Origin of the sequence: Citrobacter sp. Awk 2, from assembly GCF_028069815.1 — a bacterium.
GTDB lineage: Bacteria > Pseudomonadota > Gammaproteobacteria > Enterobacterales > Enterobacteriaceae > Citrobacter.
The window spans coordinates 12,558-28,651 of the sequence record NZ_JANEWL010000059.1; the positions used below are offsets into that span (position 1 = coordinate 12,558).

The 16,094-nt window shown below is 53.4% G+C and carries 13 protein-coding genes; all 13 read right to left on the reverse strand.

Annotated features, from left to right (window positions below; all coding sequences use genetic code 11):
* The 13 genes from nuoM to lrhA all read right to left on the reverse strand — a co-directional run bounded on the left by nuoM (position 1) and on the right by lrhA (position 15,361).
* Positions 1 to 1,530, reverse strand: a complete 1,530-nt coding sequence (nuoM, locus tag NNO02_RS14825; RefSeq protein ID WP_005129465.1) for an NADH-quinone oxidoreductase subunit M — start codon at positions 1,528 to 1,530, stop codon at positions 1 to 3.
* A 251-nt stretch (positions 1,531 to 1,781) separates the two neighbouring features.
* Entirely contained in the window at positions 1,782 to 3,623 is a 1,842-nt protein-coding gene (gene nuoL, locus NNO02_RS14830; protein WP_271440142.1) for an NADH-quinone oxidoreductase subunit L, read from the reverse strand.
* Positions 3,620 to 3,922: an NADH-quinone oxidoreductase subunit NuoK gene (gene nuoK / locus NNO02_RS14835; RefSeq protein ID WP_006683663.1), complete on the reverse strand. Its 303-nt coding sequence runs from the start codon at positions 3,920 to 3,922 to the stop codon at positions 3,620 to 3,622. Before nuoK ends, nuoL begins: the two co-directional genes overlap by 4 nt.
* Positions 3,919 to 4,473 (reverse strand): NADH-quinone oxidoreductase subunit J, encoded by a 555-nt coding sequence (gene nuoJ, locus NNO02_RS14840; protein ID WP_003028059.1) that lies wholly within the window; start codon positions 4,471 to 4,473, stop codon positions 3,919 to 3,921. The genes nuoK and nuoJ overlap by 4 nt, the downstream gene beginning before the upstream one ends.
* 11 nt (positions 4,474 to 4,484) lie before the next feature.
* Positions 4,485 to 5,027, reverse strand: coding sequence for an NADH-quinone oxidoreductase subunit NuoI (nuoI, locus tag NNO02_RS14845; protein ID WP_005129470.1), 543 nt, complete (start codon positions 5,025 to 5,027; stop codon positions 4,485 to 4,487).
* Positions 5,028 to 5,041: 14 nt separating this feature from the next.
* A complete protein-coding gene (gene nuoH / locus NNO02_RS14850) occupies positions 5,042 to 6,019 on the reverse strand; it encodes an NADH-quinone oxidoreductase subunit NuoH (protein WP_003028063.1) in 978 nt (325 codons plus the stop codon).
* On the reverse strand, positions 6,016 to 8,742 hold the full coding sequence (gene nuoG, locus NNO02_RS14855; RefSeq protein WP_271455131.1) for an NADH-quinone oxidoreductase subunit NuoG: 2,727 nt from the start codon (positions 8,740 to 8,742) through the stop codon (positions 6,016 to 6,018). The genes nuoH and nuoG overlap by 4 nt, the downstream gene beginning before the upstream one ends.
* An 81-nt stretch (positions 8,743 to 8,823) precedes the next feature.
* Positions 8,824 to 10,161: an NADH-quinone oxidoreductase subunit NuoF gene (nuoF, locus tag NNO02_RS14860; RefSeq protein ID WP_003839356.1), complete on the reverse strand. Its 1,338-nt coding sequence runs from the start codon at positions 10,159 to 10,161 to the stop codon at positions 8,824 to 8,826.
* Entirely contained in the window at positions 10,158 to 10,658 is a 501-nt protein-coding gene (gene nuoE / locus NNO02_RS14865; protein ID WP_003028069.1) for an NADH-quinone oxidoreductase subunit NuoE, read from the reverse strand. The genes nuoF and nuoE overlap by 4 nt, the downstream gene beginning before the upstream one ends.
* A gap of 2 nt (positions 10,659 to 10,660) precedes the next feature.
* A complete protein-coding gene (nuoC, locus tag NNO02_RS14870) occupies positions 10,661 to 12,463 on the reverse strand; it encodes an NADH-quinone oxidoreductase subunit C/D (protein ID WP_137384160.1) in 1,803 nt (600 codons plus the stop codon).
* A 211-nt stretch (positions 12,464 to 12,674) separates the two neighbouring features.
* Positions 12,675 to 13,337, reverse strand: coding sequence for an NADH-quinone oxidoreductase subunit NuoB (gene nuoB / locus NNO02_RS14875; protein WP_003028075.1), 663 nt, complete (start codon positions 13,335 to 13,337; stop codon positions 12,675 to 12,677).
* Positions 13,338 to 13,352: 15 nt separating this feature from the next.
* Complete coding sequence (gene nuoA, locus NNO02_RS14880) at positions 13,353 to 13,796, reverse strand: NADH-quinone oxidoreductase subunit NuoA (RefSeq protein WP_040230134.1); 444 nt, start codon at positions 13,794 to 13,796, stop codon at positions 13,353 to 13,355.
* A 626-nt stretch (positions 13,797 to 14,422) separates the two neighbouring features.
* On the reverse strand, positions 14,423 to 15,361 hold the full coding sequence (gene lrhA, locus NNO02_RS14885) for a transcriptional regulator LrhA (RefSeq protein WP_271440146.1): 939 nt from the start codon (positions 15,359 to 15,361) through the stop codon (positions 14,423 to 14,425).
* Positions 15,362 to 16,094: the final 733 nt, after the last annotated feature.

Consider the following 16,094-nt stretch of genomic DNA (forward strand, 5'->3'; position numbering starts at 1 on the left):
TTACGGCCTTGTAGTAGTAACGGAATTAACAAACCACTGCTGGATGTTGCTCATCGCAGAATGCGAGGTATCCAGAATCGGCTGCGGATAGAAGCCAAGCAGTACCAGAAGCACAACCAGCAACAGGATGATAAACAGCTCACGCAGCGACATCCCTGGCAGTTCAACACTGGCAATCTGGCTTTTCGCCTTACCAAAGTAAGCGCGATGCAGCATCGCCAGCGAGTATACAGAAGCAAACACCAGACCAAAGGTTGAGATCACCGTAATGACCGGAACCACCTGGTAGCTGCCGAACAGAATCATGAATTCGCCAACAAAGTTACCTGTACCCGGCATACCCAGCGTACAAACGGCGAAGAACATGGACAGTGCAGGCAACCATTTCATTTTGCCCCACAGGCCGCCCATCATACGCATATCACGCGTGTGCAGACGTTCGTACAACTGTCCACACAGAATGAACAGACCGGCTGCGGACAGACCGTGAGCGATCATCTGGATAACCGCACCCTGGTACGCCAGCTGGCTGCCGGTGTAGATAGCAATCAGTACGAAGCCCATGTGCGATACGGAGGTGTAGGCAATCAGACGTTTGATATCGTACTGATTAAAGGCCATCCACGCGCCGTAGAAGATACCGATAACGCCCAGCCACATCGCGATAGGTGCGAACTCCGCCGACGCGTTAGGGAACAGTGGCAGAGAAAAGCGCAGCAGGCCGTAAGCCGCGGTTTTCAGCAAAATCCCCGCCAGGTCAACGGAACCTGCGGTCGGTGCCTGGGAGTGCGCATCTGGCAACCAGCCATGCAGCGGAACCACCGGCATTTTCACCGCAAACGCGATGAAGAAGCCCAGCATCAGCAGATATTCCACACCGTGGGACATCGGGGTATTCAGCAGCTCTTCATAGTTGAAGGTCCACACACCGGTCGCTTTATAGTGCACAAACACCAGCGCCAGGATGGCAATCAACATCACCAGACCACTCGCCTGGGTATAAATGAAGAACTTGGTCGCCGCCGTGATACGCGTTTTACCGTCAGAGGCTTTATGCCCCCACAACGCGATCAGGAAGTACATCGGCACCAGCATCATTTCCCAGAAGAAGAAGAACAGGAACATGTCGATGGCAAGGAACACGCCGATAACGCCGCCCAGAATCCACATCAGGTTCAGGTGGAAGAAGCCCTGGTATTTTTCGATTTCATTCCAGGAGCACAGTACCGCCAGAACACCGAGCAGACCGGTCAGCACTACCATCAGCAGCGATAAACCGTCGATTGCTAAGTGAATAGAGATGCCGAAACGCGGGATCCACGGCAGGATAAACTCAGACTGCCACTGCGGAATGCCAGCGGATTGCGTCAGTGAATAGCCACCCTGCAACCACAGTTGCAGGCCAAGCGCCAGCGTCAGCCCCATGGTAATCAGCGCTATCCAGCGCGGCACCTTCACGCCAAAGCGTTCGGTCTGCCAGCACAGGAAGCCACCGATAAAGGGGATTAATATCAACCAGGGTAATAACATAGCTAAGTATGTCCCTTATATTTACTCCTGCTCAGGCTGTCTCACTCGTCAGCCCAAATCCCGGCAGTGCTCGCAATCCTCACGTACTTCAGTACGCTCCGGTTGCTCTGCGCTGGCGGTATTCGGTCTGACTTCGCCGATGACGCCTGTACTTCAGGAACAGATTTTCAACGAATTCTAAAAATTATTTTTGGGTTTGTAGGCCGGATAAGCGAAGCGCCATCCGGCAATCGTTCATCCAGCCAACAAACTCAACGCAGTACCATCAACAGTGCCAGCACAACGACAGCGCCAATGCTCATTGATGCCACATACCAGCGCAGATAGCCGTTCTCGCTTAACAGCAGGCCTTTACCTGCAAAGCGGGAAAGGATAGCCGGGATGTTCATCATTGCGTTCAGCGGATCGCGTTTCAGCAGCCAGGCGATGCCGAGGAACGGCTTAACGAACACTTTGTCGTACAGCCAGTCAAAGCCCCAGGCGTTATACCACCAGGTCCCCAGCAGACGGCCTGGCGCACTGTTGGCAATCGACGTCACCAGCGTACGTTTACCCAGCCACAGCCATGCTGCGATCAGGATGCCCGCAATCGCGACGATACCGGAGGTAATTTCCAGCGTCATGACACGACCATGCGGCAGCTCGGTCGTTGCAGGCAGAACACCCTGCAGCGGCGGCACAATCAGCGCACCAACGAAGGTGGACAGGATCATCAGCACAATCAGCGGCAGATGATGGGTAATCCCCTTCCCTGCGTGAGCGTGAATTTGTTCTTTACCGTGGAACACGATGAAAATCATACGGAAGGTGTACAGAGAGGTCATGAACGCACCGACCAGACCTGCAACCATCAGATTGATATGACCGTTCGCCATCGCACCGGCCAGAATCTCATCCTTACTGAAGAAGCCTGCGGTAATCAGCGGCAGAGCCGACAGCGCCGCGCCACCAATCAGGAAGCAAAGATACACCAGCGGAATAGACTTACGCAGGCCGCCCATCTTGAAGATGTTCTGTTCGTGATGGCAGGCCAGGATAACCGAGCCGGATGCCAGGAACAGCAGCGCTTTAAAGAAGGCATGCGTCATCAGGTGGAAAATCGCCGCATCCCATGCCTGTACGCCCAGCGCCAGGAACATGTAGCCAATCTGGCTCATGGTGGAGTAAGCGAGCACACGTTTGATGTCGGTTTGGACCAGCGCGGCAAACCCTGCCAGCACCAGCGTGATAGCACCAATAATCCCTACCAGATGCAGAATTTCCGGGGTCATCAGGAACAGACCGTGGGTACGTGCAATCAGGTAGACACCGGCGGTAACCATCGTCGCGGCGTGGATAAGCGCGGAAACAGGCGTCGGGCCCGCCATCGCGTCTGCAAGCCAGGTCTGCAACGGCAGCTGCGCAGATTTACCCACCGCACCGCCCAGCAGCATCAGGGTTGCCCACATCAGCATGTTGTTACCGTCTGCAAAGTGCGCAGGCGCCAGTTCCACCATTTCGCGGAAATTCAGCGTACCCAGCTCGTTGTAGAGGATAAACAGTGCGAAGGCGAGGAATACGTCACCGACACGGGTTACCACGAAGGCTTTCATTGCCGCTGCGCCATTCTTCGGATCGGTATAATAGAAACCGATCAGCAGATAGGAGCACAGCCCCACGCCTTCCCAGCCGAGATACATCAGCAGCAGGTTATCCGCCAGTACCAGAACCACCATGCTGGCGATAAACAGGTTGGTGTAGGCGAAGAAACGAGAGTAGCCCTCTTCCCCGCGCATGTACCAGGAGGCGAACATGTGGATCAGGAAACCAACGCCGGTTACCACCGAGAGCATAGTCAGCGACAGGCCGTCCAACACCAGGTTAAAACCGATGTTGAAGTCGCCGACCGACATCCACGTCCACAGCGGCTGGCTGTAGGCCTGTTGACCATTCGCAAAGAAGTCAACACCAACAAACGCGGTCACCAGCGCCGCCAGGCCAATCGACCCGACGCCCACGGTTGCGGACAGATTCTCTGACCAACGACCGCGAGAGAACGCCAGTAATACAAAGCCAATAAATGGCAGAATAATGGTTAAGGCAAGCATGTTCATCCACGCATCTCACTTACTGAATCGATGTTCAGGTTCTGGCGACGGCGATGAAGTTGCAGCAGCAGCGCAAGTCCAATGCTCGCTTCAGCAGCCGCGAGGCTGATGGCAAGAATGTACATCACCTGACCATCGGTCTGGCCCCAGTAGCTTCCGGCGACCACGAAGGCCAGCGCGGAGGCGTTAATCATGATTTCCAGCCCAATCAGCATAAACAGCAGATTGCGGCGGATAACCAGACCAGTTAAACCCAGTACGAATAAGACAGCCGCGAGGATCAGTCCATGTTGTAAGGGGATCATGCGTGCTCCTCCGTTTTTCTTTTCGCGCGGTCATCAGTGCGATTACTCAGCACTTCACCGGAACGTTCTTCGCGACCGACGTGGAAGGCCACAACCAGACCCGCCAACAGCAGCATCGAAGCCAGTTCAACCGCCAGAACATAAGGTCCAAACAGGGAAATGCCGACAGCTTTCGCACTAATTGGCGTACCGTCGATGCCCTGATCGTTAACACCCAGGATGGCATACACAATCACCACCAGCATGATGGCCGACAAAATCGCCGGGCCAATCCACACCTGCGGTTTCAGCCACTGACGTTCCTGTTCGATTTCAGAACCGCCCAGGTTGAGCATCATCACCACGAACACGAACAGCACCATGATGGCACCCGCGTAGACGATAATTTCCAGCGCACCCGCGAAGTAAGCGCCTAACGAGAAGAACACCCCAGAAATCGCCAGCAGCGAAATAATCAGGTACAGCAGTGCGTGTACCGGATTGGTGTGGGTGATCACCCGCAAGGTTGCGAGAATGGCTATCAGGCCACAGATATAAAAAGCGAACTCCATTGCCCCTCTCCTTACGGTAACAGGCTCTTGACGTCGATAGGCTTAGCTTCGTTCTCTGCTTCGCCTTTATCTTTGCCGTCGATTGCCATACCTGCCATCCGGTAGAAGTTATATTCCGGGTATTTGCCCGGACCGGAGATCAGCAGATCCTCTTTCTCGTAAACCAGGTCCTGGCGCTTGTATTCACCCAGCTCGAAATCTGGAGTCAGCTGAATAGCCGTTGTCGGACAGGCTTCTTCGCACAGACCACAGAAAATGCAGCGTGAGAAGTTAATGCGGAAAAACTCCGGATACCAGCGGCCATCTTTCGTCTCTGCTTTTTGCAAAGAGATACAGCCAACCGGACACGCTACCGCACACAAGTTACAGGCAACGCAGCGCTCTTCACCGTCTGGATCACGGGTCAGTACGATACGACCACGAAAACGGGGCGGTAGATAGACCGGCTCTTCCGGGTACATCTGCGTTTCGCGTTTTGCGAACGCATGCAGGCCGATCATCCAGATACTACGTACCTGGGTGCCGAAGCCTACTAACAATTCTTTTAAGGTCATGGTCTTTGTGTCCCTTATTGCGCCTGCCAGAGAATGACAGCCGCCGTTACCAGCAAGTTGACGAGCGTCAGCGGCAGACAGACTTTCCAGCCGAAGGACATTACCTGGTCATAACGAGGACGCGGTAACGACGCACGAATCAAAATGAACATCATCATGAAGAACGCGGTTTTCAGCGCGAACCAGACGAATGGCGGTAAGAACGGGCCATGCCAGCCACCGAAGAACAAGGTAACCATCAGCGCGGAAATGGTGACGATACCGATGTACTCGCCCACAAAGAACAGACCGAATTTCATGCCGGAATATTCAATGTGGTAACCATCGGCCAGTTCCTGCTCGGCTTCTGGCTGGTCAAACGGGTGACGGTGACACACCGCTACGCCCGCGATGGCAAAGGTGACAAAACCAAAGAACTGCGGAATAACGTTCCAGATATCGGCCTGGTTATTGACGATGTCGGTCATGTTAAATGAACCGGCCTGCGCCACCACACCCATCAGGGACAATCCGAGGAACACTTCGTAGCTCAGCGTCTGCGCAGACGCACGCATCGCACCGAGCAGCGAGTATTTGTTGTTGCTCGACCAACCGGCGAACAGCACCGCGTAGACCGCGAGGCCTGCCATCATCAGGAAGAACAAGATCCCGATGTTCAGGTCAGCAACCACCCAGTTCGGACTCACTGGCACAATAGCAAAGGCCAGCAGCAGCGAGGTGAAGGCGATCATCGGTGCCAGAGTAAAGATGACGCGATCCGAGAATTTCGGGATCCAGTCTTCTTTAAAGAACATCTTGATCATGTCCGCAACCAGCTGGAGCGAACCGCCCCAGCCCACACGGTTCGGTCCGTAACGATTCTGGAACAGACCCAGCAGGCGACGTTCGCCAAAGCTCATGAATGCCCCGCAGGTGACCACCACCAGCAGGATCACCACCGCTTTGAGAATGCTCAGCAGGATCTCAATCAGATCGGGTGTAATCCAACTCATTGTTGTGCCTCCTGCAGATCCTCAAGACGCGCACCTGCCAGAACCGGCGCGATGCCAGGCATGCCCATCGGCAAACCAACCTGCCCTGCCGTTAAGCCTTCAGCGATTTCAACCGGCAGCGTGACCGTGTTGCCATCGTAGCTGAAAGAAACGCGCGTGCCGGCATTGACACCCAACTTCGCGGCATCTGCCGGGTTGAGTTTGATGTACGGCTGCGGCATGCGGGTCTGGAAGACCGGTGCACGCTGGGACATTTCATCACTACCAAACAGATGGTAGTACGGTGCGATACGCCACTGACCATCCTGAGCCTTGAAGCTGTCCGGAATGGTGGTGAAGTAATCCAGGCCACCTTCAGATGCTTCAATCAGACGCACGCCCGGATCGCCATGACGCAGTTTACCGCCCACTTCATCCTGGAACTTGTTCCACGCCTGTGGGGAGTTCCAGCCTGGTGCCCAGGCAAACGGAATTTGTGAACGCGGTGCAGACGGCTGGTTGTTCCCTTCCATCGAGAAGGCGAACATGGTGTCTTTATCCTGCGGCTGGCGCGGCTCGTGCACGCTGATGTTAGCGCGCATTGCCGTACGACCACTGTAACGGTGCGGCTCACGCGCCAGTTTCTGCCCACGAATACGGAAGCTGGCATCCGGTGCGGCATCTTTAATACCCGCCAGCTGCGGCAGCTTCTCAACGACCGCATCGATAACGTGGTCGAGCTGCGTCCAGTCCACTTCACGGCTCTGTACGGTGCTGTGCAGCGAATGCAGCCAGCGCCAGCTTTCCAGCATGATGGTGTTGCTGTCGTAATAGGACGGGTCATAGACCTGGAAGAAACGCTGTGCACGGCCTTCGTTGTTGATAACCGTACCGTCGCTTTCGGCAAAGCTAGCGGCGGAAAGCACCAGATGGGCATTTTCCATAATTGCCGTACGCTGATGGTCAACGACCAATACCAGCGGCGCTTTAGCCAGCGCAGCATTTACGCGAGTCGCTGAAGCATGGCGATGCAAATCGTTTTCCAGCACCACAACGGCGTCAGCACGACCTGTTTCCAGTTCAGTCAGCGCATCGTCAAGGGAACCACCGCCAATCATGCCCAGGCCCATGCTGTTAACAGAGCGGGCAATCATGGTGATGCCAACATCTGCGCCACGGCCTTTTAGCGCCTTCGCCACGTTAGCAGCAGCCTGAATCACTTCGGCGCTACCGGCGTTGGTGCCGGAAATAATCAGCGGTTTCTTCGCCCCGGCCAGTGCCTGAACGATAACATCAATTTTGTTCTGCAGGTCACGGTCGATGCCGTCAACCGCCGGTGCGTTGTTATCCAGCGCATGGGCGATAGCGAAACCTAAACGCGCCTGATCTTCAACCGGTGCACGGTAGGTCCATGCCGCGATATCATCCAGACGGGTGTTATCGACGTTGGTCACGAACAGCGGGTGTTTGGCACGCTGGCCAATGTTAAGGATTGCGGCGATCTGCCAGTCGGCCACTTTCTGTGCCGCTGCCATTTCACGCGCTTTCCCCTTCACCGCCTGACGCACAGCCAGCGCAACACGCGCCCCGGTCTGGGTCACATCTTCGCCCAGCACCAGAACCGCGTCGTAAGATTCGATTTCACGCAGTGCCGGGGTATGAATACCGCCGTCACGCAGCACACTCAGCGCCAGTTGCAGACGTTCCTGCTCACCCTGGGCGATACCGGTATAGAAGTTATCCGCACCCACCAGTTCACGCAGCGCGAAGTTGCTTTCAACGCTGGCACGCGGGGAACCGATACCGATCACTTTCTTCGACTGACGCAGAATATCTGCCGCACCCTGCATCGCCTGCTCAGCGTTCAGGGTGATCAGGTCATCACCACGACGCTGTACCGGCTGACGCGGACGGTCTTTCAGGTTCACGTAACCGTAGCCAAAACGACCACGGTCACAGAGGAAGTAGTGGTTTACGGTACCGTTGTAGCGGTTTTCGATACGACGCAACTCGCCGTAACGCTCACCTGGGCTGGTGTTACAACCAATGGAACACTGCTGGCAGATGCTCGGCGCAAACTGCATATCCCATTTACGGTTATAACGCTCGGAGTGCGTTTTATCAGTGAACACACCGGTCGGGCAGATTTCTACCAGGTTACCGGAGAATTCGCTCTCGAGCGTACCGTCTTCCGGACGACCAAAATAGACGTTGTCATGTGCGCCATACACGCCCAGATCCGCGCCGTCCGCATAATCTTTGTAGTAACGTACGCAGCGATAGCAGGCGATGCAGCGGTTCATTTCGTGAGAGATGAATGGCCCCAAATCCTGATTGCGGTGCGTACGCTTAGTAAAGCGGTAGCGACGGAAGCTATGACCGGTCATTACCGTCATATCCTGCAGGTGGCAGTTACCGCCCTCTTCGCAGACCGGACAGTCGTGCGGGTGGTTGGTCATCAACCATTCCACCACGCTTTCACGGAACTGTTTCGCTTCTTCGTCATCAATAGAAATAAAGGTGCCTTCGGTGGCCGGTGTCATACAAGACATCACCAGGCGACCACGCGTATCTTCCGCGTTTTGATATTGCTTCACCGCACACTGGCGGCAAGCACCGACGCTGCCCAGCGCCGGGTGCCAGCAAAAGTACGGAATATCAAGGCCGAGAGACAGACAAGCTTCCAGCAGGTTGTCCGCTCCGTTGACCTCATATTCTTTGCCGTCTACATGAATCGTAGCCATAGTCAGCATGCTTCCAGTTGGCTTAGTCAGTGACTAAGCGTTAATCGAATTACTTATCGCGATGCAGGGGTTAACCTGCAATTACCAGCGCTCTTTCAGCAGGTTCGGCTGAATACCACCAATAGCGTGGGTATTGCTGAAGGTCTGCTTGATGCCAGCTTCGAATTCTTCGCGGAAATATTTAATGGCGCTCTGTAGCGGCTCCACCGCGCCCGGTGCGTGTGCACAGAAGGTTTTACCCGGGCCGAGGAAACGACACAGTTGCTCAAGTGTCTCGATATCCCCAGGCTGGCCTTCGCCACGCTCAAGCGCACGCAGAATTTTTACGCTCCACGGCAGACCGTCACGGCACGGCGTACACCAGCCGCAGGACTCGCGGGCGAAGAACTCTTCAAGGTTACGCACCAGCGGTACCATGCCAATCTCGTGGTCAACGGCCATTGCCAGCGCGGTACCCAGACGGCTGCCCGCTTTACCGATGCTTTCGAACTCCATCGGCAGGTCGAGATGCGCTTCGGTCAGGAAGTCAGTCCCTGCGCCGCCCGGCTGCCAGGCCTTGAACTTCAAGCCATCACGCATGCCGCCCGCGTAGTCTTCAAGGATCTCACGCGCGGTGGTGCCAAACGGCAGTTCCCACAGGCCAGGGTTCTTCACGCGACCAGAGAAGCCCATCAGCTTGGTGCCCGCATCTTTGCTCTTCGAGATGTTCTGGTACCACTCCACGCCGTTGGCGAGGATTGCCGGTACGTTACACAGCGTTTCGACGTTGTTCACGCAGGTCGGCTTACCCCATGCACCAGAGCTTGCCGGGAACGGCGGCTTGGAACGCGGGTTCGCGCGGCGACCTTCGAGGGAGTTAATCAGTGCAGTTTCTTCACCGCAGATGTAACGCCCTGCCCCGGTGTGGACGAACAGTTCGAAATCGAAACCGGTGCCCATGATGTTTTTACCAAGCAGACCGGCTTCGGTCGCTTCGGCAATCGCGCGGCGCAGATGCACAGCCGCTTCGATATACTCACCGCGCAGGAAGATGTAACCACGGTACGCTTTCAGCGCAAACGCGGAGATCAACATACCTTCTACCAGCAGGTGCGGCAGCTGTTCCATCAGCAGGCGGTCTTTATAGGTGCCCGGCTCCATTTCATCGGCGTTACACAGCAGGTAACGGATGTTCATGGATTCGTCTTTCGGCATCAGGCTCCACTTCAGACCGGTGGAAAAACCTGCGCCGCCGCGCCCTTTCAGGCCAGCGTCTTTTACCTGGTTGACGATTTCATCCGGTGACAGCCCGGTGAGGGCCTTACGCGCACCTTCATAACCGTTCTTGCTACGGTATTCGTCCAACCAGACTGGCTGTTTATCATCGCGCAGACGCCAGGTCAGCGGATGTGTTTCGGGAGTACGGATAATGTCTTTCATTTATACCGCTCCAACAGTTCGGGAATGCCTTCCGGGGTCAGGTGAGCGTGAGTATCCTCATCGATCATCATGTTTGGCCCTTTATCGCAGTTCCCCAGGCAACAGGTCGGCAGCAGCGTAAAGCGACCATCAAAGGTCGTCTGCCCCGGCTTGATGTTGAGTTTTTTCTCCAGCGCAGCCTGGATCCCCTGGTAGCCATTAATATGGCACACGACGCTGTCGCAATAGCGGATCACGTGGCGACCGACCGGCTGGCGGAAGATCTGGCTGTAGAATGTCGCAACACCTTCGACGTCGCTTGCCGGGATACCCAGCACGTCAGCGATCGCGTAGATCGCCCCATCCGGCACCCAACCACGCTGTTTCTGAACGATTTTCAGCGCTTCAATGGACGCCGCACGCGGGTCTTCGTAGTGGTGCTTCTCGTGCTCAATCGCTTCACGCTCAGCCGCACTCAGCTCAAAAGCCTCGGTTTGTGGTTGTTGATTCTCGTGCATAATTAGCGGTCCACATCTGACATAACAAAATCGATACTACCCAGATGGACGATAAGGTCGGACACCAGGCTGCCACGTACTGCTACCGGGATCTGCTGCAAGTGCGCATAACTCGGGGTACGGATACGAGTACGGTAACTCATGGTGCTGCCATCGCTGGTCAGGTAGTAACTGTTGATACCCTTGGTCGCTTCCACCATCTGGAAGGACTCGTTCGCCGGCATAACCGGGCCCCACGAAACCTGCAGGAAGTGGGTGATCAGGGTTTCGATATGTTGCAGCGTGCGCTCTTTCGGTGGCGGCGTGGTCAGCGGGTGATCCGCTTTGAACGGGCCTTCCGGCATATTATTGAGGCACTGCTCAAGGATGCGCAGACTCTGGCGCAGCTCTTCAACTTTCAGCATGACGCGGGTATAGCAGTCGGATACACCACCACCAACCGGAACTTCAAAGTCAAAGTTCTCATAACCAGAGTACGGACGTGATTTACGCACGTCAAAATCAATACCCGTCGCACGCAGCGCAGCACCGGTACAGCCCCAGTCCAGCGCTTCTTTTTTGCCATATGCGGCAACGCCCTGAGAACGACCCTTCAGGATGGTGTTACGCAGTGCGGCTTTCTCGTAGGAATCCAGACGCTTCGGCATCCAGTCGAGGAAGTCACGCAACAGTTTGTCCCAACCGCGCGGCAGATCGTGTGCGACACCACCGATACGGAACCAGGCCGGGTGCATACGGAAACCGGTGATCGCTTCGACAACGTCATAAATTTTCTGACGGTCGGTAAAGGCGAAGAATACCGGAGTCATTGCGCCGACGTCCTGAATGAACGTGGAGATGTACAGCAGGTGGCTGTTGATGCGGAACAGTTCGGAGAGCATGACGCGAATCACGTTCACGCGATCCGGTACGGTAATGCCCGCCAGCTTTTCGACTGCCAGCACGTACGGCATTTCGTTTACGCAGCCGCCGAGGTATTCAATACGGTCAGTGTACGGAATATAGCTGTGCCAGGACTGACGCTCACCCATCTTTTCAGCGCCACGGTGGTGGTAGCCGATGTCAGGCACGCAGTCGACGATTTCTTCGCCATCAAGCTGCAGGACAATACGGAACGCACCGTGAGAAGACGGGTGGTTAGGACCGAGGTTGAGGAACATGAAGTCCTCATTTTCGGTGCTACGCTTCATGCCCCAATCTTCTGGCTTGAAGGTCAGTGATTCCATTTCCAGATCCTGTTTGGCTTTGGTCAGCTCAAACGGATCGAATTCAGTCGCACGCGCTGGATAGTCTTTACGCAGCGGATGGCCTTCCCAGGTATGCGGCATCAGTAGACGCGTCAGGTGTGGGTGGCCTTCGATATCGATGCCAAACATTTCCCAGGTTTCACGCTCATACCAGTTGGCGTTCGGGAACAGTTTGGTGAAGGTCGGTACGCGCAGGTCGTTTTCAGACAATGCCACCTTGAGCATGATATCGCGATTGCGTTCAATGGAGATCAGGTGGTAGAAAACGGAAAAATCCGCGGCAGGTAATCCTTCGCGGTGCGTACGCAGACGTTCATCCATGCCGTGTAAGTCAAACAGCATGACGTAAGGTTTCGGCAGTCTCTTTAAGAAATCGCCAACTTCGAGTAACTGTTCACGCTTGACCCAGACAACGGGTACCCCGGTGCGAGTCGCCTGAACGGTAAAGGCATCCGGCCCAAAACGGTTGCGCAGTTCGCCAATGACCGGGTCATCGAGGTGATCCCGTGTTTGCCAGGCAGCGTCTTGCGCGGTTAAGTCGGTCATATTGTTCACCATTGCAAATGGTTCGTGGTAGTCGGCAGTGCTTCGCGCTGTTTATCCACTTCATCCTTCAAGCTGTCTCGGTGTTGGCTGCCTTCCCTCACCCCAGTCACTTACTGATGTAAGCTCCAGGGGATTCGCTCAGTTGCCGCCTTGATACACCTTGAATGATTTTGTGTATGTCTAATAGTTCACGAAGCGCAATGTTGCTGCCGACAGGCGCAAATTAAATCTCGTCTGGTGTACGAAGATTCGTTACAGCAATACGTTCGCCGCGTTTACGCTCGCGTTCTGACTGCATATTGGCGCGATAAACGCCCTGATCGCCAACCACCCAGGAGAGCGGACGGCGTTCTTTGCCAATGGAGTCTTGCAGCAGCATCAGTGCCTGCATGTACGCTTCTGGACGCGGCGGGCATCCCGGGATGTACACATCTACCGGAATAAATTTATCAACGCCCTGCACTACCGAGTAGATATCGTACATACCGCCGGAGTTGGCGCATGCGCCCATGGAAATAACCCATTTAGGTTCCAGCATCTGATCGTAGAGGCGCTGAATAACCGGGGCCATTTTGGTAAAGCAGGTTCCGGCTACGACCATGAGGTCAGCCTGACGCGGTGATGCACGCAGAACTTCCGCACCAAAACGGGCCACGTCATGCACGGCGGTAAACGAGGTCACCATCTCTACGTAGCAGCAGGAAAGGCCAAAGTTATATGGCCAAATTGAGTTTTTACGGCCCCAGTTAACCATGTCATGCAGTTTGCCCATGAACACGTTTTTGTTAACTTCTTGCTCCAGGGGGTCGGTTACGATCTCCTGTTTTTGCAGGGGGTAACGGTCGTTCTCACCGTTAGGATCTATGCGGGTGAGCGTATAATCCATCTTAATGCCTCGCGGTTAGCGTTGACGATTAGCGATACTGTTCGTTTCCGGGTTCATACGCTCGCGGCGTGAACGCGCGGGCGTCCAGTCCAGCGCGCCAATACGCACCAGATAAACCAGACCTGCCAGTAACACAAAAATAAAAATTGCAGCTTCCACAAAGCCAATCCAACCGCTTTCACGGATAGAAGTTGACCATGCGAACAGATACAGCGCTTCAACGTCGAAGATAACGAAGAACATGGCTACCAGATAAAACTTGGCAGACAGGCGCAAGCGGGCGGTGCCGACCGAGTCGATACCTGATTCAAACGGCACGTTTTTAGATCTCGCGCGTGCGCGACCACCTAAAAACCAACCGCCGACGAGCATCAGGCAGCACAGGCCAATGGCGACAATAAGAAAGATAGCGAATGCCCAGTGATGAGCGATGACTTCAGTGGATGTTGACATACTCATTGCTTACTCATCAAAAGTAGCGCCAAATTCTCTGCTCTTTTCGGCAGATGAACGCCACATCGATTCATGGGGAGGAATAAAAAAAACCTTACAATCACTGTAGAAAATCATTTATACAGCCAATTGATGGGGTTTTTTACTCCTTTCTATAACCTTTTGTCAACTTTAACAAAAGTTTCCTCACATTATTTTACACTACTCCAACTTCATTAACATAAAGTGCTCTTTAGACTAATTTCGATCGCATCATCAGTCATTTTTAATGTTGTTGAATCGTGTCCGTTGTGAAGTAAAAAAGATAATACACGTCTATTTTGACAGGAATTCGCACAGATGCCTCCCCCTAAATGGGAGTATTTTCTTGATCTGTGACACGCTTTTGTTAATTCACCATAAAAAACAGCAACAATTTCTCTAGTTTTTTAACATGGGAATGAACAGCGCCTCGAATGATTATTTTTTGCACTATTTGCAGGTGATTTTTTTACCTACTGATTTTGTTAAGTTTTGGTATACAAAATGGCATCTCCGACCATTATTTGCATAAAAAAAGAGCCGCTGGATGTTTTTTCATCACCAGCGACTCTTTTTTGCACTTACATTTTATAACGATTATTTATGGTACATCACTCGAAGTCGCCCTCAACAATCAGCGAATCATCTCCCCCTTCAGGGGTAAACTGGTTGTATTGCCACGGATTTTGATAGGTCTGCATCGACTTAAAGATCACCTGAGCCAGCTCATTTTGTGAGGCAGGGTCGCAGCACAGCAAGTACTCCGTTTCCGGCAACGGTGGCAATCCGTCCGCCGCGCCCAGTACGCGTAAATCCGGGCTCATCATTTCTACAGGACGGGCAGTCACGCCCAACCCCGCCTTCACCGCCGCACGCACAGCCGCTAATGTTGAAGCAACATAGGCCAGACGCCACGGGATCTGCGCAGCGTTCAGCGTTGCCAGCACCATATCGCGGAACGGACTCGGATCGTCCAGCAGCACCAGCGGCACCGGTTCACCTTTTTGTAAAATATACTCGGCCGCACAATACCAGTGCGTCGGTGAGGTACGCAGATTCAGACACTCAAAATCGCCTGGCCGATTAGTCGTCACCACCAGATCAACTTCTTGTGACTTCAGCATATCCACCATGTAGGCGTTACGTTTCACTCTGACATCCAGCGCAAGCTTCGGATAAACCGAACTTATCCGGTTGAGCAGAAAGGGAAGGATGGTATCCGCTGACTCATCAGAAGCGCCAATAGTTAACACTCCCTGAAGATTGTTAAACATCAATGATGAGCATGCCTCATCATTAAAACGCAATATTTTTCTGGCGTAACCCAACAGCTGAATCCCATGCTCGGTCAGTAGTTTGTTACGTCCATGGCGCGCGAACAACTCTTTCCCCACAAGTTGTTCGAGGCGTTGCATTTGCTGACTCACCGCAGACTGAGTGCGACATACCGCAGCTGCCGCAGCCGCGAAGGTATTCAGATCGGCAACAGCAACGAAGGTTCTCAGCAGATCGAGGTCGAGGTTAATTATCGGACGATTTGCATTTATCATAATTTTTCACTTACTCGCGGGTCATACCGGGTTAATGCTGTGCATTCAGAAACAAACAACTCCATTTGTAATGGACCTCCCTCGCCGTTTCACCAAGTGTAACCGGGTGAAAATAAGGATGTATTTGCTTTAACAAACGAAACAATTCCTCTTCAGCGCTATTTAATACCCGTGGTACTCATCGGAATATAGCAACGAGAAAGAGTCACTTTTTAGCTATTGGATGATTCTGACTAATGGAGAACATGTAAACTTTGTAAATTTAAAAAATAGTTAACGAACACTAATTTACACATTAAAAACTAACTTTTCAGTATGTTAGAAACTCTCAACTAACATTGGAATTATCGCAAAACACAAGTTGCGCGCCATTTCATGGGACTTATCTTAACCTAAAACCACTATATTTATAAGTGTTATCGCGAATTAATCGAAGCAAAAAGGTGTTAACTCAGACTGCCGGTTTTCGTATTATTAACGCGTTCAATAAATACTGTTTAAATATTAAATAATAATTAATTAAGAATGCCACCATTCATTAATTATACTTAACAATAGATTCACACCGCGCCGTTGTCAGATCAGGTCGATAACAGTTTGTCAGGCTAAGACCTCAGTATTTTCGAATTGCGCAAACAGCAGATACTGCCAACCACGCACCGCTTTGCACATCTCACTATTTTTCGCCAAACAAATCACCATACCCAAGCCGACACAACGATACATATAACCA